The sequence below is a fragment of the Noviherbaspirillum cavernae genome (assembly GCF_003590875.1).
GTDB lineage: Bacteria > Pseudomonadota > Gammaproteobacteria > Burkholderiales > Burkholderiaceae_D > Noviherbaspirillum > Noviherbaspirillum cavernae.
This window is the reverse complement of the sequence record NZ_QYUN01000002.1, coordinates 2,891,499-2,915,256: the sequence shown is the minus strand read 5'-3', so window position 1 is coordinate 2,915,256 and position 23,758 is coordinate 2,891,499. Positions and strand designations below refer to the sequence as shown.

14 protein-coding genes are annotated in these 23,758 nt (G+C 62.6%); 7 read left to right on the top strand and 7 right to left on the bottom strand.

The window, feature by feature from the left end; all coding sequences use genetic code 11:
- Nucleotides 1-252 precede the first annotated feature (252 nt).
- Together D3870_RS13670 and D3870_RS13665 are read left to right on the top strand one after the other, a co-directional pair.
- The gene (locus tag D3870_RS13670; protein ID WP_119739896.1) at nt 253-1,974 is read left to right on the top strand and encodes a ShlB/FhaC/HecB family hemolysin secretion/activation protein; all 1,722 of its coding nucleotides are present in this window, start codon (nt 253-255) and stop codon (nt 1,972-1,974) included.
- 11 nt (nt 1,975-1,985) lie between these two features.
- Nucleotides 1,986-5,525, top strand: coding sequence for an MBG domain-containing protein (locus tag D3870_RS13665; RefSeq protein WP_158590463.1), 3,540 nt, complete (start codon nt 1,986-1,988; stop codon nt 5,523-5,525).
- A 153-nt stretch (nt 5,526-5,678) separates the two neighbouring features.
- Here D3870_RS13665 and D3870_RS13660 read toward each other — a convergent pair whose 3' ends face one another.
- From D3870_RS13660 to D3870_RS13645, 3 genes are all read right to left on the bottom strand, one after another.
- Nucleotides 5,679-8,996, bottom strand: coding sequence for a carboxyl transferase domain-containing protein (locus tag D3870_RS13660; RefSeq protein ID WP_119739892.1), 3,318 nt, complete (start codon nt 8,994-8,996; stop codon nt 5,679-5,681).
- Between the two features lie 199 nt (nt 8,997-9,195).
- Nucleotides 9,196-10,440 carry a branched-chain amino acid ABC transporter substrate-binding protein gene (locus D3870_RS13650; protein ID WP_119739888.1) on the bottom strand — a complete coding sequence of 415 codons (1,245 nt, stop codon included), beginning with the start codon at nt 10,438-10,440 and terminating at the stop codon, nt 9,196-9,198.
- Between the two features lie 87 nt (nt 10,441-10,527).
- The gene (locus D3870_RS13645) at nt 10,528-11,178 is read right to left on the bottom strand and encodes a TetR/AcrR family transcriptional regulator (protein ID WP_119739886.1); all 651 of its coding nucleotides are present in this window, start codon (nt 11,176-11,178) and stop codon (nt 10,528-10,530) included.
- 174 nt (nt 11,179-11,352) lie between these two features.
- Here D3870_RS13645 and D3870_RS13640 point away from each other — a divergent pair, with 174 nt between their 5' ends.
- The gene (locus tag D3870_RS13640) at nt 11,353-12,963 is read left to right on the top strand and encodes an AMP-binding protein (RefSeq protein ID WP_119742112.1); all 1,611 of its coding nucleotides are present in this window, start codon (nt 11,353-11,355) and stop codon (nt 12,961-12,963) included.
- Between the two features lie 14 nt (nt 12,964-12,977).
- Here the strand turns inward: D3870_RS13640 and D3870_RS13635 are convergent, their stop codons facing one another.
- On the bottom strand, nt 12,978-13,919 hold the full coding sequence (locus D3870_RS13635; protein ID WP_119739884.1) for a LysR family transcriptional regulator: 942 nt from the start codon (nt 13,917-13,919) through the stop codon (nt 12,978-12,980).
- A gap of 116 nt (nt 13,920-14,035) precedes the next feature.
- Between D3870_RS13635 and mdlC the strand changes: the two genes are divergently transcribed.
- From mdlC to D3870_RS13620, 3 genes are all read left to right on the top strand, one after another.
- On the top strand, nt 14,036-15,670 hold the full coding sequence (mdlC, locus tag D3870_RS13630) for a benzoylformate decarboxylase (RefSeq protein ID WP_119742110.1): 1,635 nt from the start codon (nt 14,036-14,038) through the stop codon (nt 15,668-15,670).
- A gap of 80 nt (nt 15,671-15,750) precedes the next feature.
- Complete coding sequence (locus D3870_RS13625; RefSeq protein ID WP_119739882.1) at nt 15,751-16,734, top strand: Bug family tripartite tricarboxylate transporter substrate binding protein; 984 nt, start codon at nt 15,751-15,753, stop codon at nt 16,732-16,734.
- 318 nt (nt 16,735-17,052) lie between these two features.
- Nucleotides 17,053-18,201: an IS481 family transposase gene (locus tag D3870_RS13620; protein ID WP_119739211.1), complete on the top strand. Its 1,149-nt coding sequence runs from the start codon at nt 17,053-17,055 to the stop codon at nt 18,199-18,201.
- A gap of 461 nt (nt 18,202-18,662) precedes the next feature.
- On the opposite strand, the gene D3870_RS13615 is transcribed toward D3870_RS13620, so the two are convergent.
- The 3 genes from D3870_RS13615 to D3870_RS13605 all read right to left on the bottom strand — a co-directional run bounded on the left by D3870_RS13615 (nt 18,663) and on the right by D3870_RS13605 (nt 22,647).
- Nucleotides 18,663-19,799, bottom strand: a complete 1,137-nt coding sequence (locus tag D3870_RS13615; RefSeq protein ID WP_119739880.1) for an acyl-CoA dehydrogenase family protein — start codon at nt 19,797-19,799, stop codon at nt 18,663-18,665.
- A 9-nt stretch (nt 19,800-19,808) separates the two neighbouring features.
- Nucleotides 19,809-21,005, bottom strand: coding sequence for an acyl-CoA dehydrogenase family protein (locus D3870_RS13610; RefSeq protein WP_119739879.1), 1,197 nt, complete (start codon nt 21,003-21,005; stop codon nt 19,809-19,811).
- A gap of 463 nt (nt 21,006-21,468) precedes the next feature.
- Nucleotides 21,469-22,647, bottom strand: a complete 1,179-nt coding sequence (locus D3870_RS13605; protein WP_119742108.1) for an acyl-CoA dehydrogenase — start codon at nt 22,645-22,647, stop codon at nt 21,469-21,471.
- 305 nt (nt 22,648-22,952) lie between these two features.
- Here D3870_RS13605 and D3870_RS13600 point away from each other — a divergent pair, with 305 nt between their 5' ends.
- Entirely contained in the window at nt 22,953-23,756 is an 804-nt protein-coding gene (locus D3870_RS13600) for an IclR family transcriptional regulator (RefSeq protein WP_242489975.1), read from the top strand.
- Nucleotides 23,757-23,758: the final 2 nt, after the last annotated feature.

The following is a 23,758-nucleotide window of genomic DNA, read 5'->3' as shown; positions in this document are numbered from 1 at the left end:
CACTTTTCAAGAGAATTTTCCCGGCATCGGCAAAACCGAGGAATTTTCAGTTTCGCCGTCCGGGCATGTCCATTCCGTTGACACTGCGATTCGTCGAAGTATTTAATGCCGTACGGCAAATATTTTTCCGGCATGTGATGTCATTGCGCCTTCCGCAGGAAGCCGCGCATCGCATCCCGGCATTCGCCCCTCCCGGAACGGCCTGCACATCGCCGCCGATCTGTCGAACCGATCGCTCAACCCGAAACGCCCATGCCTGTCCTCCGCATTGCTCGACGCAGCGCGCTTGCCGCTGCCCTCAACGCCCTGTTCGCCTCCTGTGCAATGGCACAGTTCGCGGCGCAAATGCTGCCGGATGCCGGGCGCACGATGCGCGAACTCGATCGCGCCGGCCCGGCACTGCAACTTGCGCCGAAACAGGTGCCGGACATCCTGCTGGAGCCGGAGCGTGCGGCAGGGACGTCGTCCGGCAATGCGCGTCTGGCGGTGCAGGCATTTCGCATCAGCGGCGCGACACACTTTGCTGCCGATGAATTGAACGGCTTGCTCACGCCGTGGAACAGACGCGAACTGTCCATCGCGGAACTGCAGGAGGTCTCGGCGCGCATCACGCGCCACTATCGCGAACACGGCTATCCGGTCGCGCGCGCCTACCTGCCGGCCCAGGAAATCCGCGACGGCACGGTCGACATCGCGGTGCTGGAAGGCCGCATCGGCGCGGTCGAATTGCACAATACGGCGCGCATCGGCGACGAGCGCATGGCGCTGCTGGTGCGCCAGGCGCAGGCCGGCGATCCGGTCCACGGCCCCAGTCTGGAACGCGGTCTCCTGCTGCTCAACGACACGCCCGGCGTCGGCGCGGCCAGGGCTGCCCTGCGTCCGGGCGCCAGCGTCGGCCTGTCCGATCTGGTGGTGACGGTCGAGCCGGGACGCTTCGCCGCCGGCAGCGTCGATATCGACAATTACGGCAATCGGTACAGCGGTGCATATCGCGCGGGCGGCACGCTGGTGCTCAACAGCCCGCTGGGCATCGGCGACCAGTTCACCGCGCGCGTGCAGGGCAGCAATGAACGGCTGCTGTACGGGCGGCTGGCGTATCGCGTGCCGGTCGGCACGAGCGGACTGGCGCTTGGCGCGGCCTGGTCTGCCAGCAGCTATCGGCTCGGCAAGGAGTTCGCCGATCTGGACGCCAATGGCGATGCGCGCATTGCCAGCCTGTTCGCCACCTACCCGCTGGTGCGCTCGCGCAGCTTCAATCTCAATGCCGTTGTCAGCGTCGAGGACAAGGACTTGCAGGATCGTATCGGCGTCTTGCCGGAGGTGATCGGCACGGTGGACAAGACGGCGCAGCTGATCAGTGCCGGTCTGACGGGGGACGGTCTGTGGCGCGCCTCGGGCGGCAGGTACAACTTCTCCATCGCCTATACCTCGGGCCGGCTGGATATCCAGTCGCCGCTCGCGCGGATCGAGGATGAATTCACGCTGCAGACCCGTGGCCATTACGACAAGCTCACGTATGCGGCGGGCGCGCAACTGCCGTTGGGCGGCGCATGGTCCGCATGGTCCTTCTACGCCGCGTTCAGCGGCCAATGGGCCGGCAGGAACCTCGACTCGTCGGAAAAATTCGCACTTGGCGGCCCCGATGGCGTGCGCGCCTATCCGCAGGGTGAAGCGCCCGCCGATGAGGGCGCGCTTGCCACCGTCGAATTGCGCCGTGCATTGGCGCCGGCCGGCTACGGCCAGATGCAGGTCGCCGGCTTCATCGACGGCGGCGCGGCGAAGTTGCATCGCGATCCGTTCGGCACCGGCGAGAATCGCCGCCGGCTCGCCGCTGCGGGATTCGCATTCCAATGGGCCGCGCCGGGCGAGGTATTGGTGAAGGCCAGCATCGGCTGGAAGCTGGGCAGCGAGGCGGCAACATCCGAGCCGGACCGCGGTGCGCGCGCCTGGCTGCAGGCAGTGAAATATTTCTGAAGGAAGCCAGCATGAAACATCATCCGATCCGCTTGACCGTTTCCGTTCGCACGCTGCCGCTGTCGGTTGCGCTTGCACTGTGCGGCCCTGTGCATGCATTGCCGGTGGGCGGCGAAGTTACCGCCGGTTCCGGCAGCGTCGCGCAGAGCGGCAGCACGATGACCGTAGGGCAGGGCAGCCCGTACCTCGCGCTCGACTGGCGCAGCTTCAACATCGGCGCCGGTGAAAGCGTGCGCTTCGTGCAGCCGTCGGCATCCGCCATCGCCGTCAACCGCGTGCGCGGCCAGGAGGCCAGCCGGATTCTCGGCAGCCTCGATGCGAACGGCAAGGTATTTCTGATCAACCCGAGCGGCATCCTGTTCGGCCGTGGCGCGCAGGTCAACGTCGGTTCGCTGGTCGCCAGCAGCCTCGATCTGACGGATGCGGACATCCACAGCGGACGCTACCGCTTCACGGGAAAGAGCAGTGACGGTGCGGTGATCAATCAGGGCACGCTGAATGCCGCCGATGGCGGCAGCATCGCGCTGCTCGGACCGCAGGTGCGCAACGAAGGCACGATCACGGCGCAGCGCGGCCAGGTGCTGCTTGCTGCCGGCGAACAGATCACGCTCGCGCTCGCCGAAGGCAGCCCGCTCGGCTACAGCATCGATCGCGGTACGCTCGCGGCGCTCGTCGGCAACAGCGGCACGATTCGCGCCGATGGCGGCGAAGTCACGCTGACGGCCAAAGCCGCCGATGCGCTGGCGCGTGCGGTGGTCAACCATGACGGCGTGATCGAAGCGCATACGCTGGACAATCGCGGCGGCGTCATCCGCCTGCTTGGCGACATGCAGCACGGCGAGGTCGTCGTCAACGGCAAGCTCGACGCGTCCGCGCCGCAGGGCGGCGACGGCGGCTTCATCGATACGTCGGCGGCGCATGTGAAGATCGGCGACGCGGCGCGTGTCACCACCGCCGCTCGCTATGGCAAGGCCGGCAACTGGCTGATCGATCCGACCGACTACGTCATCGCCTTCAGTGGCGGCGATATCACGCCGACGGCGCTGGCGTCCTTCCTGGTCAATGGCAATGTCACCATTCAGACCGTGGCATCCGGTCCGGGCAATGGCGACATTTTCGTGAATGACTCGGTCGTCTGGAGCGGCTCTACCAGGCTCACGCTCAATGCCCATCGTCACATCAATGTCAATGCGCCGATCGTCAACAGCGGCGGGGGCAGTCTCGTGTTACGCGCGGACTTGCTGGGCAGCGGCATCGGCACCATCCATTTCAACGGCGCAGGCAGTATCGCATTGAGCGGCGGCGGCCGGGCCGACCTGTATTACAACCCGGTCTCCTACGCCAGCCCAACCGACTACAGCAGCATGTTTGGTGCAACACCGTACACCGCATGGATGCTGGTCAACGATGTCAACCAGTTGCAGAACGTGCAAACGAATCTGGCAGGAAGCTACGCGCTTGGAAGGGATATCGATGCGACGGCGACCGCGGGGTGGAATAGCGGTGCCGGATTCATGCCGATCGGGACGTATGCTGCCAATCAGGGTTTCCGGGGCGCGTTTGACGGGATCAACCACGTGATCACCGGTCTGACCATCAACCGTCCCGGCACCCAATACATCGGCCTGTTCGGCTATGTGCAAGCCGGTGCCAGCGTGAGCAACCTGCAAATGAAGGATGGCATTATCCGTGGCTTCCGGCAGGTAGGTGCAGTAGCCGGACGGAACAGTGGCACCTTGCGCAATGTCTCGAACACGGGAGCAGTCACCGGCACCGGTAGTGTCGGGGGTATCTCCGGTACGAACGTCGATGGCGGCACAATCGATATCGCCTGGAACGCTGGCGAGGTGCGTGGCAGCAACTCGGAAATTGGCGGACTGGTCGGATTCAACGACAGCATCATCAATCGCGCCTGGAACAGCGGCAACGTGATCACCACGGCCAATTCGGTGGGCGGCATCGCAGGGTACAACTTCGACGGCGCTGCCATCACCAATGTGTACAACACCGGCGCGATCAGCGGCGCGCAAAGCGTGGGCGGGCTGGTCGGCGAAAGCGAAGGCGGGCTTCGCTATGGATACAATACCGGCGCGGTGACCGGGACGTCGTTCGTGGGCGCATTGGGGGGGCGAGTGCAAATATCCGGCGTCCCGCGTGACAGCTATTACGATACCGGCTCCAGCGGAGTTCCCTCGGCCGGCGGCACTGGATTGAGCAGCAGCCAGATGATGCAACAGGCATCGTTCAACGGATTCGATTTCAACTCGGTCTGGCGCATCTATGACGGCAACACGCGGCCGATGCTGAAAGCCTTCCTCACGCCGCTGACGATCACGGCAGGCGATGCCTCGAAGACCTATGACGGTCAGGCATACAGCGGCGGCAATGGCGTTTCCTACAGCGGCTTCGTCAACGGCGATACCGTGACTGCGCTGAACGGCATGATGACCTACGGGGGCACATCGCAAGGCGCAGTCAATGCCGGTACCTACATCATCACACCCGGCGGCTACTGGTCGACGCGCTATGATATTTCCTACGGCAACGGCGCGCTGACCGTCAACAAGGCTCCACTGACCGTGAGCGCGAACGACACATCCATGGTCTACAACGGCCAGACGCATACGGGCGGAAGTGGGGTTGCCTATTCCGGTTTCGTCAACGGCGAAACTGCCGCCGCACTGGGCGGCACCCTGAATTGGGGCGGCTCTGCTCAAGGTGCGGTCAATGCGGGCTTGTACACCCTCACGCCGTCAGGGCTGACGTCGAACAACTATGCAATCAGCCATGTCAATGGCTCCTTGACCATTACGCCCGCACCACTGGTCGTGACGGCAAACAACGTCTCGAAAGTCTATGACGGCCAGATATACAGCGGGAATGCTGGCGCAAGCTACACCGGCTTCGTCAACGGCGAAACTGCCGCCGCACTGGGCGGCACCCTGACTTGGGGCGGCTCTGCCCAAGGCGCGATCAATGCCGGTTCCTACGCGATCACGCCGTCCGGTCTGAGTTCGAACAACTACACGATCGTGTATGCCAGCGGGACGCTCACCATCAATCCGGCTCTGCTCACGGTAGCCGCAGCCAATGCATCCAAAACGCATGACGGTCAGGCATTCAGCGGCGGCAATGGCGTCGTGTACTCCGGCTTCGTCAATGGCGAGACACAGGACGTGTTGAGCGGTACGCTCGCCTACGGCGGCTCGTCGCAAGGCGCCGTCAATGCCGGTTCCTACACGATCATGCCGACCGGCCTGGCTTCCGGCAATTATGCGATTTCGTTTGTCGGCGGCACGCTGACCGTTTCTCCCGATCTGTCCGGCCCGACGACAACCACACCGCCGACGACCAGCCCGCCATCGTTGACGCCGTTGCCAGGCGTGCCGCCATTGGCCGAGGCCGCGCGAGTGCGTCAGGCCGAATTGCACGCCTCGCTCAACCGGCATGACGACAGCGAGCACGGGCTGGCCGTGAGCACAACTGCGCATGGCGAGGATTTCCTGCCGTTGATCGACGGCGGCATGCGTCTGCCGGCGGGATTGAATTGATGGCGACCCGCACTGACCACTGTAGTTGAAGCGACTGCAAGCGAGGCGCACGGGTCGGTCATGTCATTGCGAACAAGCTGAGGAAGTTCAACCCGCGAAAGTGCGCCGATGCCCAGACTGCCCGGACTGGCACGGCACACCGCCGCGGTCACCTCACCAGGTATCCACGAACGGCCGCTTCTTGCCGCTTCTCGCAGGAACAGGGGGCGCAGAGCGCAGTCCGCGCATGATCCATTGCCGCGACGCCAACGGATCGATCACGTCGTCGATTTCGAGGAAGGACGCCATGTTGATCGCCTTGCCCTGCTGATAGTACTCGGCCACCATCTTGTCGAACATCGCCTTGCGTTCGTCGAGGTCATCGATGGCTTCCAGTTCCTTGCGATAGCCGAGCCGCACCGCGCCTTCCAGCCCCATCGCGCCGAATTCGCCGCTGGGCCAGGCGATGGTGAAGAAGGGCGCATGGAAGCTGCCGCCGGCCATGGCCTGCGCGCCCAGGCCATAGCCCTTGCGCAAGACGATGGTGAAGAAGGGCACGCTGATGCTGCCGGCAGTGACGAACAGGCGCGAGACGTGGCGCACCATCGCGGTCTTTTCCGCGTCCGGGCCGACCATGAAGCCGGGCGTGTCGCACAGCGACAGGATCGGCAGGTCGAATGCATCGCACAGCTGCATGAAGCGCGCCATCTTGTCGGCGGCAGCGGCATCGATCGCGCCGCCCAGATGCGCGGGATTGTTGGCGACCAGACCGAACGGACGGCCTTCGATGCGGATCAATGCGGTGACGATGCCGGTGCCGAACTGACGACGCAATTCGAGCACCGAGTCCTTGTCGGCCAGCGTCTCGATCACGGTGCGGATGTCGTACACGCGCAGCCGGTTCTCCGGAATGAGCTGGCGCAACTCGCGCTGGTCGGCGCATTCCCATTGCGCGACCGGCCCCTGGAAGTAAGAGAGATACTGCTTCGTCACGCGCACCGCTTCTTCCTCGTCGCGCACCACGATATCGATCACACCGTTGGGCGCCTGCATGCTGACCGGGCCGACTTCCTCCGGCGCGAACACGCCGAGGCCGCCGCCTTCGATCATCGCCGGGCCGCCCATGCCGATGGTCGCGTTTTCGGTGGCGATGATGACGTCGCAGCAGCCGAGGAAAGCCGCATTGCCGGCGAAGCAGCGTCCCGAAACGACGCCCACGCGTGGCACCAGTCCGCTCAGTTTGGCGAAATTGATGAAGGACATCACGTCGAGGCCGGCGACCACGACCGCATCGGTGTCGCCGGGCCGGCCGCCGCCGCCCTCCGCGAACAGCACCACCGGCAATTGCTGCTGCTCCGCGATCTGGAACATGCGGTCGGTCTTCTTGTGATTCATCATGCCCTGCGTGCCGGCAAACACCGTGTAGTCGTAGGACATCACCATGCAACGTGCCTTGCTGTCGTCGAACAGGTCGCCGTTGACCGCGCCGATGCCGGCCACCAGGCCGTCTGCCGGGCTGATCCTGATCAATTCGTCCAGCGAACGGCGGCGGCGCTGTGCGGCAATCGCCAGCGCGCCGTATTCGATGAAGCTGTCCGGGTCGCACAGGTCGTTGATGTTTTCGCGAGCGGTGCGCTGGCCGGTCTTGCGGCGACGTGCCACCGCGTCGGGCCGCATTTCATCTTGTCCGATGGCATGGCGTTGCAGTGTTTCCGCGAGATCGGGGCGGATGTGGTCGAGGTCGATCTCCTGTTCGTCCTCGGCATGTGTTCGATCGATGTCCGAAGGCTCGATGAAGATCATCGGATGGCCGTGCAGCAGCACGTCGCCTTTTTGCACGGCGATCAGGCGCACGATGCCGCTGACCTCGGCCTTGACGATGTGTTCCATCTTCATCGCCTCGATGACGGCGATCGGCTGGCCGGCATGCACGGCTTCGCCGGCATCCACGTCGATGGACACGATGGAGCCCTGCATCGGCGCGGCGACGGCGACCGTGTTCTCTGGTGCCGCCGGCGCGGCGTTGCCTGCACTGAAGTGGCCGCTCATGCCGCCGTCAGGCCGGTTGAAGTAGAGCTGGCGATGCGTGCCATCCTGCGCTGCCAGCAGTTCCGTGATGCGCTCTTCCACGAAGCGCGTATGCACGCGGTTGGCGGCGGCATCGGGGTGCTTCAGCAAATTTTGCAGGAAGGCGATGTTGGTGGCGACGCCCTCGATCCTGAATTCGCACAAGGCGCGATAGGCGCGTGTCACCACATCGGCGAAGCGGGCGGACGAGGAGTGCGTGATCAGCTTGGCCAGCAGCGAATCGAAGTTCGGACTGGTGGCGTATCCGGCATAGCCGAAGGTGTCGACGCGAATGCCGGGGCCGGTGGGCGGCTCGAAGACGGCCAGCGTGCCGCCGGAAGGCAGCGCACCGCCGTTCGCATCCATCGTTTCCATGTTGATGCGCAGCTGCATCGCAAAGCCGCGCGGCGCGGGAATCTCGTCCTGCGTCAAACCCGATTCCTGCAAAGAGAGTCCGCTCGCGAGCTGCAATTGCGTCCTGACCAGATCGATGCCGGTGACTTCCTCCGTGACCGTGTGTTCCACTTGCAGACGCGGATTGGCTTCGATGAAGAAGAACGGCGCGTCGTCGGCATCGTCATCGGCATCGACCAGGAATTCGAAGGTGCCGAGACTGCGGTAATGCACCGCTTCGGCCAGCCGCACCGCCGCCGCCGTGATCCGCTGGCGCAGCGTCGGCGACAGGATGGGGCTGGGCGCGATCTCGACCAGTTTCTGGTTGCGCCGCTGTAAAGTGCATTCGCGTTCCCACAGATGGCTGACCCGGCCGCTGCCGTCGCCGACGATCTGCACTTCGATATGGCGCGCACGTCGCACCAGTTGTTCGGCGTAGAGATCACCGTTGCCGAAGGACGCCAATGCCTCCGAGCGGCAGCGCGCATAGGCGTCGGCCAGTTCCTCGGGACGATGTACGGCGCGCATGCCGCGTCCGCCGCCGCCAGCCAGTGCCTTGACCATGATCGCGCCGCGTTCGCCCAGGGAGGCGAGGAAGTCTTGCGCCTGCGCCAGCGTCGTCGCGCCTGAAGTGCCGGGGACGACCGGCACCTGATGGCCTTGCGCCAGCGTTCTGGCCTGCGCCTTGTCACCGAACAGTGCAAGCACCTCGGGCTGCGGCCCGACAAACAGGATGCCTTCTTCCGCGCAGCGTCGCGCGAATTGCGCGTTCTCGCTGAGGAAACCGTAGCCCGGATGGATGGCATCGCATCCGGCCTCGCGTGCCACGCTCAGGATCTGTTCGATGTCGAGATAGGCCGCCGCGCCCTTGCCGCGCAGCGCGCGCGCTTCATCAGTCTTGCGCAGATGCAGCGACGTGCTGTCGTCTTCCGAAAAGACGGTGACGGTTCTGATGCCCATTTCGGCAGCGGCGCGTGCGATGCGGATGGCGATTTCGCCGCGGTTGGCGATCAACAGGGTGGTGATGTTCATTCGAATGGAATGCATGAAATGAGGTAATAACGTGAGCGGCAACTTGCTGATTACTTTCCCTCCCGTTCCGAGAGCGGGCTAGGGTTATGGCAAATGGGGATGGGTTGAAACAGATTGATTACCAACCCATCCCCATCCCGGCCTTCCCCTTGAAGGGGAAGGAGTCTGGTCATGCTCTGACGTATGAGTGGAAAGTCGTTCACGCCCCCGACGGCCGCCGCATCCTGCATTCGGTCGGCAGCGCCAGGTCCTTGCCCTCGACCATCTTCTCGGTGCGGAAGCCGTAGTTCGTTCCTTCCGCACCGAACTTCACCGTCTTGCCATCGACCGCGGCAACGGTGGACACCGTCTGCGGCAGCAGCAGCTGATGGTCTTCCTTGCGCATCGTGACGTCGCCGACGATGGATGGGTAGCTCATGCCTTCCAGCGCCAGCGCGATCTTGAGCGGGTCGGTCGATTTCGCCTGGTTGATGGCGGCGGCGATCATGCGCGGCGACATGTCCATGCGCGGCGCGAGAAAGTTCTTGTTGAAGCGTTGCTTGTAGGCCGCCGCGACCGGCGCAACCTTCGCGCTGTCCACGTTCTGATGCCACTCGCCGACCCAGGTGAGTTGCCCGAGTTTTGCCTGCGATACGGTCAGCACGGTGCCCGGCACGCCGCCGGCGCTGTGGTTGATGAAGCGCAGGTTCATTCCGGCCTCGGCGGCAGCCTTCACCAGCAGACTCAGGTCGTTGCCCCAATTGCCGGTGATCACGGTGTCGGCGCCCGACGCCTTGATCTTCGCGATGTAGGGCGAAAAATCCTTGACCTGGCCGATGGGATGCAAATCCTCGCCGACGAACTGCACGTCGGGCCGCGCTGCCGACAGCATTTCCCTGCCGAGCTTGGCCCACATCTGCCCGTGCGCATAATTCTGATTCAGCAGATAGACCTTCTTGATGTCCTGCTTTTCCTTCATGAAGCTGGTCAGCGCCTTCATCTTCATGGTCGTGTTGGCATCCGTCATGAAATGCCAGAAGCTGCAGTTCTTGCCGGTGAGCTCGGGATCGATGGACGAGTGATTGACGATCAGGATTGCCTTGTCGGGATTGCGCTCGTTGTTCTTGTTGGCGGCCTCGACCATCGCGCGCACGGCGGTGGAGCCCGAGCCGCCCGTGAAGACGACGCGCACACCTGCATCGATCGCGCTCTGCAGAGCGATCAGACTTTCCTGCGGCGACAGCTTGTTGTCGATCGACATCATTTCGAATTTGACGCCGTTCAGAACGCCGCCCTTGGCATTGATGTCGTCTACCGCGAATTTGATGTGCGACTGCATCAGCTCGCCGATGTCGGCGAACGGCCCGCTCAAGGGATCGATGAATGCCACCTTGAATGTGCTCTGCGCAGATGCCTGCGTGGACGACAATGCGGCGAATATCAGGCAGGCCAGCTTTCTTTTCATGATGTCTCCTTGCTTCTCTCTTGGTTGAAGTTTGCGGGCCGCAAGAGGTGCTTCCTCAAGCCCGTCCATCTGCTGCAGGTTGCTGAATCAACTGTGTTTTCGACTGCCTTTCCTGTTGCTCTTTTCGCCGGCGATCTTCAGAAGAATGTGCGACAACTGGTCGGCCATTTCCTCCGGGGCGATGCTGCCATCCGGGTCGTACCAGGTGTACATGAAGCCGGCGACGCTGCCGATGGCGCGTGCCGTCAGCCTGGTGTTCTCGAAATCGAGGTCGCCGTCTTGCCGCGCCTGCTCCAGTGTTTCGCTCAATTCGTCGTAGAAGCGGCGCGACAGCAGGCGCAGCCGCTTCAGCAGCGCAGGTTGCAGCGGGCTGCTGTCGCGGTAGTAGAAGGTGCCCGACTTGAAATGCGTGACGTTCGCGCTGGCGAAGCGGTGCAGACCTTCGCGCAGCTTCTCGATCGCCGGCCGCGCGTCATCGGCCTCGAAGTGCATCGCGGTCAGACAGGCGTTGGAAGCCTGCCAGCACAGCGTTTCATAGATGTCGCTCTTGCTGCCGAAGTAGTAGTACAGGTACGGCTTGGTGACGCCCAGGTGCTCGACGATGCCGGAGATGGTCGTGCCGGCATAGCCTTGCCGGAAGAACAGGTTCTCCGCGACTTCCAGGATGTGCTCCCGCTTCTGGTCGCGAACGCCGTCCGCAATGGATTGGCGCTGCCGGGTTGCTGTCTTTATTGCCATGAGTTGCCGATGTCAGGAGGATTTTCGCCAGAATATACCAGCAGGTATAAAAATTCTACCGGCTGGTATATGATTGTTTGCAGGACTGTCGCATTTGCTTTAGCGCAAGGCAAACGGCCGCTGCAGGTGACATGCTCATGTTCGCAAGTCGATACCAAAAAAGGAGACAAAGACATGGACGCGATCCCTTACCGTGACGGGGAAAAGCCCTTGCACGAGTATCTGCGGCAGCATGCCCATGCGCAGCCGGACAAGCCCGTGTATATCTGGTACGGCAGGTCATTGTCGTACCGTGAGCTGGACGATCTCAGCGACCGGTTTGCCGCGAAGCTGCACGGCATCGGCGTGAAGAAGGGCGACCGCGTCGTCTTGTTCTTGCAAAACTGTCCGCAATACGTGATCGCGCATTTCGGCATCCAGAAGCTGGGCGCCATCGTCAGTCCTTGCAGCCCCTTGTTCAAGAAGCACGAGCTGGAATACCAGGTCGGCGATCTGGGCGCGGAGGTGATTGTCGCTGCGGACAATCTCTATCCCGTGGTGGCGGAAGTGCTCGACAAGACCCGGCTGCGGCATGTCTTTCTGACCAGCTACTCCGACTTCCTGCCCGCGCAGCCGACGATCGATGTTCTGTCGGAAATTTGCACGGAAAAGGTCCGTCATGCAGACACGCTGGATTTCCTCGATGCCTTGAACGACGTGCATGAAACGCCGCCCGTGCCGGAACTGTCGATGGACGATGTGGCGCTCATGACTTACACATCCGGCACCACCGGCATGCCCAAGGGCGCGATGCTGACCTACCGCAACGCCTTGTTCAAGACGGCCTGCGCGACCCATGCCGGCAGTGTCGAGAACGGCGCCATGCTGCTTGCGGTTGCTCCCCTGTATCACATCGCCGGCATGCTCATGGGCATCAACGTCACCATTTACAGTGGCGCGACAACGGTGCTCATGTACCGCTTCGATCCGCTGACGGTACTGCAGGCCATCGACAGCTACAAGCTCACGAACTGGTACAGCACCGTCCCGATGAATGTCGCGGTGATGCAGGTCCCCGATGCGAAGAAATTCAATCTGCAATCCCTGCGCATCAATCCCTGCACCAGCTTCGGCGTCACGCTGACCGAGCCGCTGGCGCAACAGTGGCGGCAATTCACCGGCGGATGCGAAACCTTCGAGGCAGCGTACGGCCTGTCGGAATCGCATACCTGCGACACCTATACGCCGCGCGATGCGATCAAGTGGGGCACGCAGGGCAGGCCGATGCCGGGCGTCGAATGCCGCATCGTCGATCAGTCCACGGGGAAGGCGGTCGCGCCAGGAGAGATGGGCGAGATCACGGTGCGCAGCGCGGGCAACTTCAAGGGTTACTGGAACAAGCCGGACGCCACCGCCGCCACCCTGCGAGACGGCTGGATATACACCGGCGACATGGGCTCGCTCGATGCGGACGGCTATCTGACCTTTTCCGGCCGCTTCAAGGAAATGATCAAGGTATCGGGCTACAGCGTGTTTCCGGAAGAGGTCGAAAGCATCCTCATCAAGCATCCGGCGGTGAAGCAGGCAGCGGTGATCGGCGTGCCCGATCCGAACAAGGGCGAAGTCATCAAGGCGGTGATCGTGCTGAAGCCGGACCACGCCGCATCCACCTCGGCGGACGACATCATCGCCTGGAGCCGCGAGCAGATGTCAACCTACAAGGTGCCGCGCACGGTCGAGTTCCGCAATGAATTGCCCGCGACCGGGACCGGCAAGGTGTTGCGCAGATTGCTGAAGGATGCCTGAGGCGAGGCAGTGCGTCATTCCACCGAAGATCCGCTGCGCTTGCGCGGCGGGCCGGACGTGATGTGCCGCAATTCCTCCAGCAGCCTGGCCGCCGGCCCCGGCAGGATGCCTTCGCGGCGGCGAAAGGCGGTCAGGCTGCGCGAGGCCGCGACGCCGGGAATCGTCAACGAATCGATCAGGCCGGCCTTGCTTTCCGCCTCGTACATCGGCTGCGACATCCAGCTCAGGAAGCCGGCGTTCGCCACCAGGTTCTTCAGGACCACGATCGAGCGCGTTTCGACCGCCACGCTCGGCAGCGGAAGGCCGTGCGACCTGAACATGTGCCGCATCTCCTCGAAAGGCGCGGTTCCCTCCGGCATGGTGGCCCAGCGGTGGTGCAGGGTGTCGGCGAGCGTCGATTTCCTCTGCTGCCGCAACGGATGCGTCAATGAGGCCACCACGTAGCTGCTGTCTTCCCAGCGGCAATCGGTGATCGTGGCGATCTCTTCGCTTTCCGGCATCGGCATGGCGACACCCAGCGCCAGATCGATTTCGTGCCGGATCAGCGCTTCCGCCAGCCGGTCCCACACCCCTTCGATGATGTGCACCCGCAGATTCGGCCAGCGCGTCAGCACGCGGTCCACCGCCAGCGGCAGGATGTGGCTCGCCACGCTGCCGATGGAGCCAACCTTGATCGTGCCCTTTGCCAGGCCGCGCAGGGCATTGATTTCCTCCATCGCATGCTCGGCCTCGCGCTGCATCAGCGTCGCGCGCGGCAGCAATGCCTGACCGATGGCGGTCAGCAGCATGCCCTTGGCGTTGCGCTCGAACAGCGGGGCGCCGACCTGCGTCTCCAGCCGCTTGATGATCCGGCTGAGTGCGGGCTGGGTGATATGGAGCATCTCCGCAGCGCGCCCCAGGCTGCCGTGGGTCACGACGGCGAGAAACGCCGAGAGTTGTCGTCCGTCCAAAGTCATACCGAAATGTAATGACTTCGTCCTGAAAAAGCAATTCTGCGACAAGTCGGAATTGGCGATACTTCTTGTAAATAATGCGCGGCGCGATGCCGCGCGCCATATTCAAGGAGATTGTCATGCTGCCGTCCAGCGCACCATCCGCCATACCCGCCACATCTGCCACAACCGTCGTTAGTACCACCGTTCGCGATGCCGTCATCGACCTGCTGCGCAAGTTCGGCATGACTTCCATTTTCGGCAACCCCGGTTCGACCGAGCTGGGGCTGTTCCTGAACTTTCCCGAGGATTTCCGCTACGTGCTCGGCCTGCAGGAATCGGTCGCGGTCGGCATGGCCGACGGCCATGCGCAGGCCACCCGCAACGCCGCCTTCGTCAACCTGCACTCCGCCGCCGGCGTCGGCCACGCGATGGGCAGCATCTTCACTGCCTGGAAGAACCGTACGCCGCTGGTGATCACTGCCGGCCAGCAGGCGCGTTCGATACTGCCGTTCGAGCCCTTCCTGTTTTCCAGCCAGGCGACCGAATTGCCCAAGCCCTATGTCAAGTGGAGCTGCGAGCCGGCGCGTGCCGAGGATGTGCCGCTGGCGATTGCGCGCGCCTATTACGTCGCCATGCAGGAGCCGCGCGGCCCGGTGCTGGTATCGGTCCCTTCCGACGACTGGGAAAAGCCGGCGGAACTGGTGACGCCGCGCGTCGTCAGCACCGAATCGCGGCCCGATCCCGCCGTGCTCGAACAGATCGGCAGCGCGCTCGACCGCAGCGAACGTCCGGCCATGGTGATCGGCGCAGCCGTGGATCGCGGCCATGCCTGGGATCAGGCAGTGCAGCTCGCGGAGCGGCACAACGCCCGCGTGTTCGTTGCCCCGATGTCGGGCCGCTGCGGCTTTCCCGAGGATCATCGTTTGTTCGCGGGCTTCCTGCCGGCCATGCGCGAGAAGATCGTCAGTCTGCTCGACGGCCACGACTTCATTCTCGTCGTCGGTGCGCCGGCATTCACCTATCACGTGGAAGGGCAGGGGCCGCATCTGCCGGCCGGGGCTGCGCTGGGCCAGTTGATCGACGACCCTGCCATCGCCGCATGGGCGCCGGTCGGCACGGCGGCAGTCGGCAGCATCCGCCTTTCCCTGCTTGATCTGCTGTCCCGCCCGACGCCGAAGGCACGTCCCTTGCCGCCGCCACGCGCGCCTCGCCCGCGCGCCGAACCGCCGCAAGCAGGCGAGCGTATGTCGGTGGCCTATGTGCTGCAGATGCTGGCCGAGGTGCGCAGTCCGGACCACATCGTGGTCGAGGAAGCACCCAGTTCCCGTCCCGTGATGCACAACTATCTGCCGATTCTGCGCAGCGAGACTTTCTATACCATGTGCAGCGGCGGACTCGGCTACGGCTTGCCGGCGGCCGTGGGCGTTGCCATGGCCAAGCGCGACAGGAAGGTGATCGGTCTCGTCGGTGACGGTTCCAGCCTGTACTCGATCCAGGCTCTGTGGAGCGCGGCACAGCATCACCTGCCGATCACCTTCCTGATCCTGAAGAACCGACGCTATGCCGCGCTGCAGGAGTTTGCGCCGGTGTTCGGCTTCAAGCCCGGCGATACGCTGGAAGGCACCGACCTGCCCGACATCGACTTCGTGGCGCTGGCACGCGGGCAGGGCTGCGCGGCGGTGCATGTGGAACGCGCGGAAGAACTGCGCGACACACTGGTGCAGGCGCTGCGCTCGCCGGTGCCGATACTGGTGGAAATAGAGGTGGCGTGATGTGAAGAGGGTTTGTCCGGCAGCGCCGCGACGGCGGCTGTCGGGTGCGTGCAAATAAACAAACAACAGAGGAGAGAGACATGAAGGTAACGATGATGAAGGCAGCGTCGGTCCTTGCGATGCTTGCAGCCGGCTTCTCGCTGTCCGCGCCTGCGGCGGCACAAACCTATCCTAGCAAGCCGATCAAGCTGATCGCCCCGTTCGCGCCGGGCGGTGTCGCCGACACCATGGCGCGGCTGGTCGGCGACAAGCTGTCGAAATCGCTGGGCACGCCCGTCATTGTCGAAAACCGTCCCGGCGCGGGTGGCAACATCGGCGCCGATGTGGTCGCGAAGGCGGACCCGGATGGCTATACGCTCTTGATGTCGTCCGCAGGCATCCTGTCGATCAACGGCAGTCTCTATCCGAAGCTGTCATTCGATCCGGCGAAGAGCTTCGCGCCGGTGTCGCAGGTGGTGGACATGCCGATGGTGGTCGTGGTCAACGCGTCGGTGCCTGCAAACACCCTGCAGGAATTCATCGCCTATGCGAAGAAGAATGAAGACAAGACCTTCTTCGGCTCCGCCGGCAACGGCACCACACCGCATCTCGGCGCGGAACTGTTCCAGCGCGCCGCCCACATCAAGCTCACGCATGTCCCCTACAAGGGCAGCGGCGAAGCCGTGCAAAGCCTGCTTTCCGGCACGACCATCGGCGCGCTGGAGAATCCGCCGGTACTGCTGTCGCATCTGAAGTCCGGCAAACTACGTGCACTCGCGGTGACCGGCCCGCACCGGCTGACGCAGCTGCCGGATGTGCCGACAACGACCGAGGCTGGCATTCCGGAATTGCAGGTGTCGTCCTGGTTCGGCATCGTGGCGCCGGCAAAGACACCGCCTCAGATCGTCGAACGGCTCAGCGCAGAAACCGCCAAGGCGCTGCGCGAGCCGGATGTCGAGCAGAAGATGGTTGCGCTCGGGGTCCGCGCAATCGGCAGCAAGCCCGCTGAATTCGATGCCTTCATCAAGAGCGAACGGACCAAATGGGATCAGATCGTCAAGCAGGCGAATATCAGGATGGAGTGAGTGATATGTGCCGGTTGGCGCGTTTCGGGAATGATGTGACGCCGTTCGCTCCTGTGGGGTGAACGGCGTTGTTTTTTGATGAAGTTGGCAGTGGCGTGGTCGGTAGCGCGCTGATTGCATTCGTCGCTATTTTTCCTACCCGCTGACACTGCCTGTTTTGGTAATAGGTGTGTCTCTTCGTGGATGCAAGCCGGGGGCGGCCCGGCAGCCGGTTACTTTCTTTGTCTCGCTGTATAGACCGGAGACATAGGTGACACTTGTGCCGGGACATAGGTAACACTTTCGGTATCCCAAAGATGCCGGAAGGATCATCCACCCATGTCCTGGAAAGCGATAGACACGATGACTCTGCGTCAGGAATTTCTCTCATTGGCCCGTCAGGAGGGAGTGAACATGAGTGCGCTATGTGCGCAGTTCGGCATCAGCCGCAAGACCGGCTACAGGCTATTGGCCCGCGTGGCCGAAGAGGGATTGGCCGGAATGGCTGACCGCTCGCGCCGGCCATTGCACAGCCCGCAGCGCACGGATGCCGACGTCGAGGAGCTGGTGGTCGGACTGCGCAAGGAACATCCGGCCTGGGGTGCACGCAAGCTGCAGCGGCGCTTGCGCGATCTGGGCCATCAAGGCATCCCGACACCCAGCACCATCACTCGCATCCTGCACCGGCACCATCTGGTCGATCCGCAGGCCAGTGAAGACAGTACGCCATGGACACGTTTCGAGCATGCCGCACCCAACGATCTGTGGCAAATGGACTTCAAGGGCTGCTTCGAGACGGCCTCGGCTACCTGCCATCCGCTGACCGTCATTGACGACCACTCGCGCTACAACCTGACGCTTGCAGCCTGTGCCCGCCCCAACCGGGAACACGTACAGGCAGCACTGCAGGATGTGTTTCGCCGCCATGGCATGCCGGTCCGCATCAACGCCGACAACGGCTCCCCCTGGGGCAGCCCGTCACGACATGAGCACGGCATCACCAGACTGACCATCTGGCTGATCCAGCTGGGCATCCAGATCAGCCATAGTCGTCCAGCGCACCCGCAGACCAATGGCAAGAACGAACGCTTCCATCGCAGCCTGAAGCGCGAAGTGCTGCGAGGACAATGCTTCCGTGATCTGGACGAGGCGCAGGAGGCGTTCGATGGCTGGCGGCAAGTGTACAACCATGAACGGCCGCATGAGGCGCTGGGACTGGCCACGCCGGTGACGCGTTACCGGCCCAGCCGGCGGGTCTATCCGGAGACATTGCCGGAGATTCATTACCGCGATGGCGATCTGGTACAGGTAGTGGGGTGGGACGGCAAGATCGTTGTGCAGGGGCGCCGCTTCAGGGTCTCCAATGCCTTGCACACGCATCCGATTGCGGCTCGTCCGCATCCTCGGCAGGACGGCGTGTTCGATCTGTACTTTGCGCACCATCGCTTCGGCCAGATCGACTTGCGCACGACAAAAGGAGACGATTAAATGTGTTACCTATGTCCCGGCACATCTGTTACCCATGTCCCGAGTCTGTACATCTCGCCAAAGAAAGTAACCAAAGAAAGGCGACCGCACCTCGCTGCCCTTCGGGTTCCCGAAGAAATGCGGCATGAATCGGGAAGCGCGACAAACTCGCCTTCGGCTCAAACAAGTCGCGCTTCTTTTTCCGCTTCATGCCGCATTTCTTCGGCAGCTCACAGCGGAACGGCAACAACGCGCATAGCGCAGCGCTTCACTATCGTTGGGATGGGCCCGCGGCATCAATGAAACCCATCCCCATTTCCCCTTGCAGGGCGCATCTGCGTCTGCAGACGCAGATCGTTCGGCAGGCAGACGGCATGCCGTCCGAATTCCCTGCTGCACCCTTCCCCTTGAAGGGGAGGGTGACATTCGTGAACGATCGTCACCAGAACTTCTGACGCACGAGCAGTTGTCGAGAACAATCCTCAGCCAAGCTGCGCCGCATACAACTCCAGATGCTGATCCGTACTCCCGAACTGCATCTCGATCGCCATCAGGCGCTTGAAGTAGTGACTGACATCCAGCTCGTCAGTCACGCCCATCCCGCCATGCAGCTGCACCGCCTGCTGCCCGACGAAACGGCACGCCTGCCCGATCACCACTTTCGCGGCCGACATCGCGCGGCGGCGCGTTTCTACATCGGGATCGGCGCAGCGCACCGCAGCCAGATAACTCATGGAGCGTGCCTGCTCGATATGCAGCACCATGTCCGCCATGCGATGCTGCAGTGCCTGGAACTTGCCGATCGGCTGGCCGAACTGCTTGCGGTTGCGCGCGTATTCCACGGTTGCGGCAAGCAGCTTGTCGAGTGCGCCGACCGCTTCCGCGCAGATCGCGGCGAGGCCCGCATCGAGAATTTCCTCGAGTTTTGCTTCGGTGTCGGCAGCGGCATCGAGCAATGCAGTTGCCGGCACGAAGACCTGGTTCAATGCAATGTCGGCGGCACGCACGCCATCCACCGTGGCATACGAGCTCAATTGCAGACCCGGCAAGTCGCGCGGCACGGCGAAGATCGCCAGCGGACCCTGCGCGCCGATTGACGCAAGGCGTGCCGTGATCAGGAGGAGATCGGCGGATGTGCCGTGCGGAATCACGCTCTTGTGGCCGGTCAGCACATAGCCGTCGCCGACCGGCCAGGCACGCGTCTCGACCGCACGCCAGTCATAGCGCGTGCCATGTTCGTCATGCGCCAGCGCCGCGATTTTTTCCCCGGCGGCCAGTGCGGGCAGCAACTCGGCGCGCTGCTGTTCATCGCCGAGCGTCGCGATGGCTTTAGTCGCCAGCACCGCGCTTTGCAGATAAGGCTCCAATAGCAAGCCTTCGCCGATCGCGTTCATCGCCAGCATGGTCTCGATCGCGCCGCCGCCGAGGCCGCCGTCTTCCTCCGGTACATTCAGCGACAGCAAGCCGAGGTCGGCCAGTCCCTGCCACACTTCGCGGCTGAATCCTTCCGGCGATGTTTCCCTGATCTTGCGACGCGTTTCAAAGCTGTAATCCTTCGCGATGAAACGACGGGTCGTGTCCAGCAGCATCTGCTGTTCTTCGGTGAATGTGAAGTCCATCGTGTCCTCCTACAGACCCAGGATCATCTGCGCGATGATGTTCTTTTGAATTTCGTTGGAGCCGCCGTAGATCGACAGCTTGCGCATGTTCAGATAATGCGCCGCCAGCGGCGTTGCGTAGAACGGCCCGACGGCATCGCCCTGATAGCCGGCTGCCATCGCTTCGCGCCGCAGGGGCAGGGCATACGGCCCGACCGCCTGCGTCAGCAGTTCGGTGATGGCTTGCTGGATTTCCGTGCCCTTGATCTTGAGGATGGAGGCTTCCGGTCCCGGTGCGCGGCGTTCGGCTTCGGCCGACAGCACGCGCAGGTTGGTGATCTCCAGCGCGGTCAGGTCGATCTCGATTTGCGCGATGCGTGCGGCGAACAGCGGGTCCTTGATCAGCGGCTTGCCGTTCTTCGTTTCCAGCGTGGCCACGCGTTTCAGGCGCGCCAATTCGCGCTTGGCGATGCCGATGCCGGCGATGTTGGTGCGCTCGTGGCCGAGCAGGAATTTGGCATAGGTCCAGCTGGCGTTTTCCTCGCCCACCAGATTCTCGATCGGCACGCGCACGTTTTCGAACCACACCTCGTTGACTTCATGCGCGCCATCCATCGTGATGATCGGACGCACGGTGATGCCGGGTGTCTTCATGTCGATCAGCAGGAAGGAAATGCCGCGCTGCGGCTTGACTTCGGTATCGGTGCGCACCAGACAGAAGATCCAGTCGGCGTACTGGCCTTGCGTGGTCCAGGTTTTCTGGCCGTTGACGATGTAGTGGTCGCCTTCCTTTACTGCGCGGGTTTTCAGAGAAGCGAGGTCGGAGCCGGCGCCGGGTTCGGAGTAGCCCTGGCACCACCATTCCTCGGCGGCGAGGATTTTCGGCAGGAAGCGTTGCTGCTGCGCGGGCGAGCCGAATTGCATGATGACGGGGGCGACCATTTTCAACCCGAACGGAATGGTGCGGGGCGCGCCTGCGGCGGCGCATTCCTCTTCGAAGATGTATTGCTGGACGGCGTTCCAGCCGGTGCCGCCGAATTCCTTGCGCCATGCGGGGCCGCCCCAGCCTTTGGCATGCAGGATGCGTTGCCAGCGGATGTAGTCGTCGCGCTCGAGGATCAGGCCGTTGAGGACCTTGTGGCGGATGTCGGGAGGGAGGGATTGGGCGGCGAAGTCGCGGACTTCGGTGCGGAAGGTGAGTTCTTCGGGGGTGAAGTTCAGGTTCATGGTTCCTCTGGTCGCTTTCTATTTCCTTGAGGTGTCTTTTGCACACCGCCGTCATTCCGGCGCGAGCCGGAATCCAGTGGCTTTCCTTCGTTAATTTGACTGCTACTTCGTGGAGACAGGCCGGGGGTGGCCCGGCAGCCAGTCACTTTTCTTGTCTCGCCAAGAAAAGTAACCAAAAGAAGGCGACCGCACAGCCGCTGCCCCTTCGGGGTTCCCGAAAAGTTGCACGACAAAGTGGGAAGCGAAACCAACTCGCCCTGCGGGCTCAAACATGTTTCGCTTCTTTATCCACTTTGCCGCGCAACTTTTCGGCAGCGTCACAGCGGAATGGCAAAACCGCCCCGTGCGATCGCTTGTTTTCTTGGCGGATGCACCAACAGTTCGGTTATTCCGAACGCATTTTCGTAGGGTGGGCACCTGTGCCCACGCGGTCAAACTTCGTTCGAAATGCCAACGTATGACATCAAAACGCCGCAATCCCGGTCTGCTCCCGGCCAAGGATCAGCGCATGAATATCATGCGTGCCCTCATACGTGTTCACCACTTCCAGATTCACCATGTGCCGGATCACGCCGAATTCATCACTGATGCCGTTGCCGCCCAGCATGTCGCGCGCCAGCCGCGCCACGTCCAGCGCCTTGCCGCAGGAATTGCGCTTCATCATCGAAGTGATCGAGGTCGCGGCCGTGCCCTCGTCCTTCATGCGGCCCAGCCGCAGACAACCCTGCAGGCCGAGCGTGATCTCGGTCTGCATGTCGGCCAGTTTCTTCTGGATCAGCTGGTTGGCCGCCAGCGGCTTGCCGAACTGCTTGCGGTCGAGCACGTACTGCCGCGCGGTGTGCCAGCAGCTTTCGGCGGCACCCAGCGCGCCCCAGGCGATGCCGTAGCGGGCGGAATTGAGGCAGGTGAACGGGCCCTTCAGGCCGCGCACGTCGGGGAAGGCGTTTTCGTTCGAGCAGAACACGTTGTCCATCACGATCTCGCCGGTGATCGAGGCGCGCAGGCCGAACTTGCCGTGGATCGCCGGCGCCGACAGGCCCTTCATGCCCTTTTCCAGCACAAAGCCGCGGATTTCGCCTTCATCATCCTTGGCCCACACGACGAACACATCGGCAATCGGCGAGTTCGAAATCCACATCTTGCTGCCGGTGAGGCTGAAGCCGCCCTGCACCTTGCGGGCGCGGGTTTCCATCGAACCCGGATCGGAGCCGTGGTTCGGCTCGGTCAGGCCGAAGCAGCCGATCCATTCGCCGGACGCCAGTTTCGGCAGGTATTTCTGTTTCTGTTGCTCGCTGCCGAATTCAAGGATCGGCACCATCACCAGCGAGGATTGCACGCTCATCATCGAGCGGTAGCCGGAATCGACGCGCTCGACCTCGCGCGCGATCAGGCCGTAGCTGACGTAGTTCAGGCCGGGGCCGCCGTACTGCTCGGGAATGGTCGGGCCGAGCAGGCCGAGCGCGCCCATTTCGCGGAAGATCGCGGGATCGGTCTTCTCATGGCGGAAGGCTTCCAGCACGCGCGGCTGCAGCTTGTCCTGGCAATAGGCATGCGCGGCGTCGCGCACCATGCGTTCCTCGTCCGTCAGCTGCTCGTTCAGCAGCAGCGGATCATCCCAGTGGAACTGCGCTTTCTGTTTCATGTCGTTCTCCGATTTTCGATATTGCATGGTCTCTGCATGCCGCGATGCGTTCAATTCGTATTTCTGCAATGCAGAACATTGGCAAATAAATTGGAACTCTATGTTTTGTCTCCCTCATCTGTCAAGACGTTGCAGAATGAGGCTTGAAAATGAAGGGAAAATTGTAGAATTCCACGCTGAACGTTTTCCGGAAAGCGTATCGTATAAGCTGTCAATGTTCTGCAATGCAGAATATAATGCCGAAATTCTTATCGGGGTGGCCGACCAGGATGCCGTAGCAGACGGGATTGAAGATGATGGAAGAAATGAACGAAGAAATGAAGGGAGAAGCGGAATCGGTCGCGCGCAAATCCAATGCCAAGGAAGACCGGCACTTTGTCACCGCGCTCGCACGGGGGCTGGAAGTGCTGGCGTGTTTTCGTTCCGGCGAAAAACTGCTGGGCAACCAGGAACTCGCCGAACGCAGCAAGCTGCCGAAATCGACCGTCTCGCGCCTGACGTACACGCTGACCAAACTCGGTTACCTGCAATACGATGACGAGCTTGGCAAGTATCGTCTCGGCACGGCGACGCTGGCGCTGGGCAGCGCCATGTCGCGGCTGGACATCCGCCAGCTGGCGCGTCCCCATATGCAGGAACTGGCTGATTTTTCGCATGCGATGGTGTCGCTCGGCATGCGCGACCGTCTGAGCATGATCTATGTCGAGAACTGCCGCAGCCAGGCGGCGCTGACCCTGCGTCTCGATGTCGGTTCTCGCATTCCGATTGCGACCACGGCGATGGGACGCGCCTACCTGGCTGAAGTGCCGGCCAGCGAACGCAGCGAGATTCTGGAGCGCGTGCACGAGCTGGATGACTACCAGTGGCCAGGCATCCGCGACGGCATCGAACGTTCCATCGAGGAATACCATGCGATCGGCTGCTGCACCTCCTTCGGCGACTGGCAGCAGGATGTCAATGCGATCGCCATTGCGTTCAAGCCCGCCAACGGCAACGCCGTGATGAGCCTCAACTGCGGCGGCCCGGCATTCAATCTGTCGCGTGAGTTTCTGCTGAATGAAGTCAAGCCGCGTTTGATCGAGGTAGCGGATCAGCTGCGCAGGACGTGAAT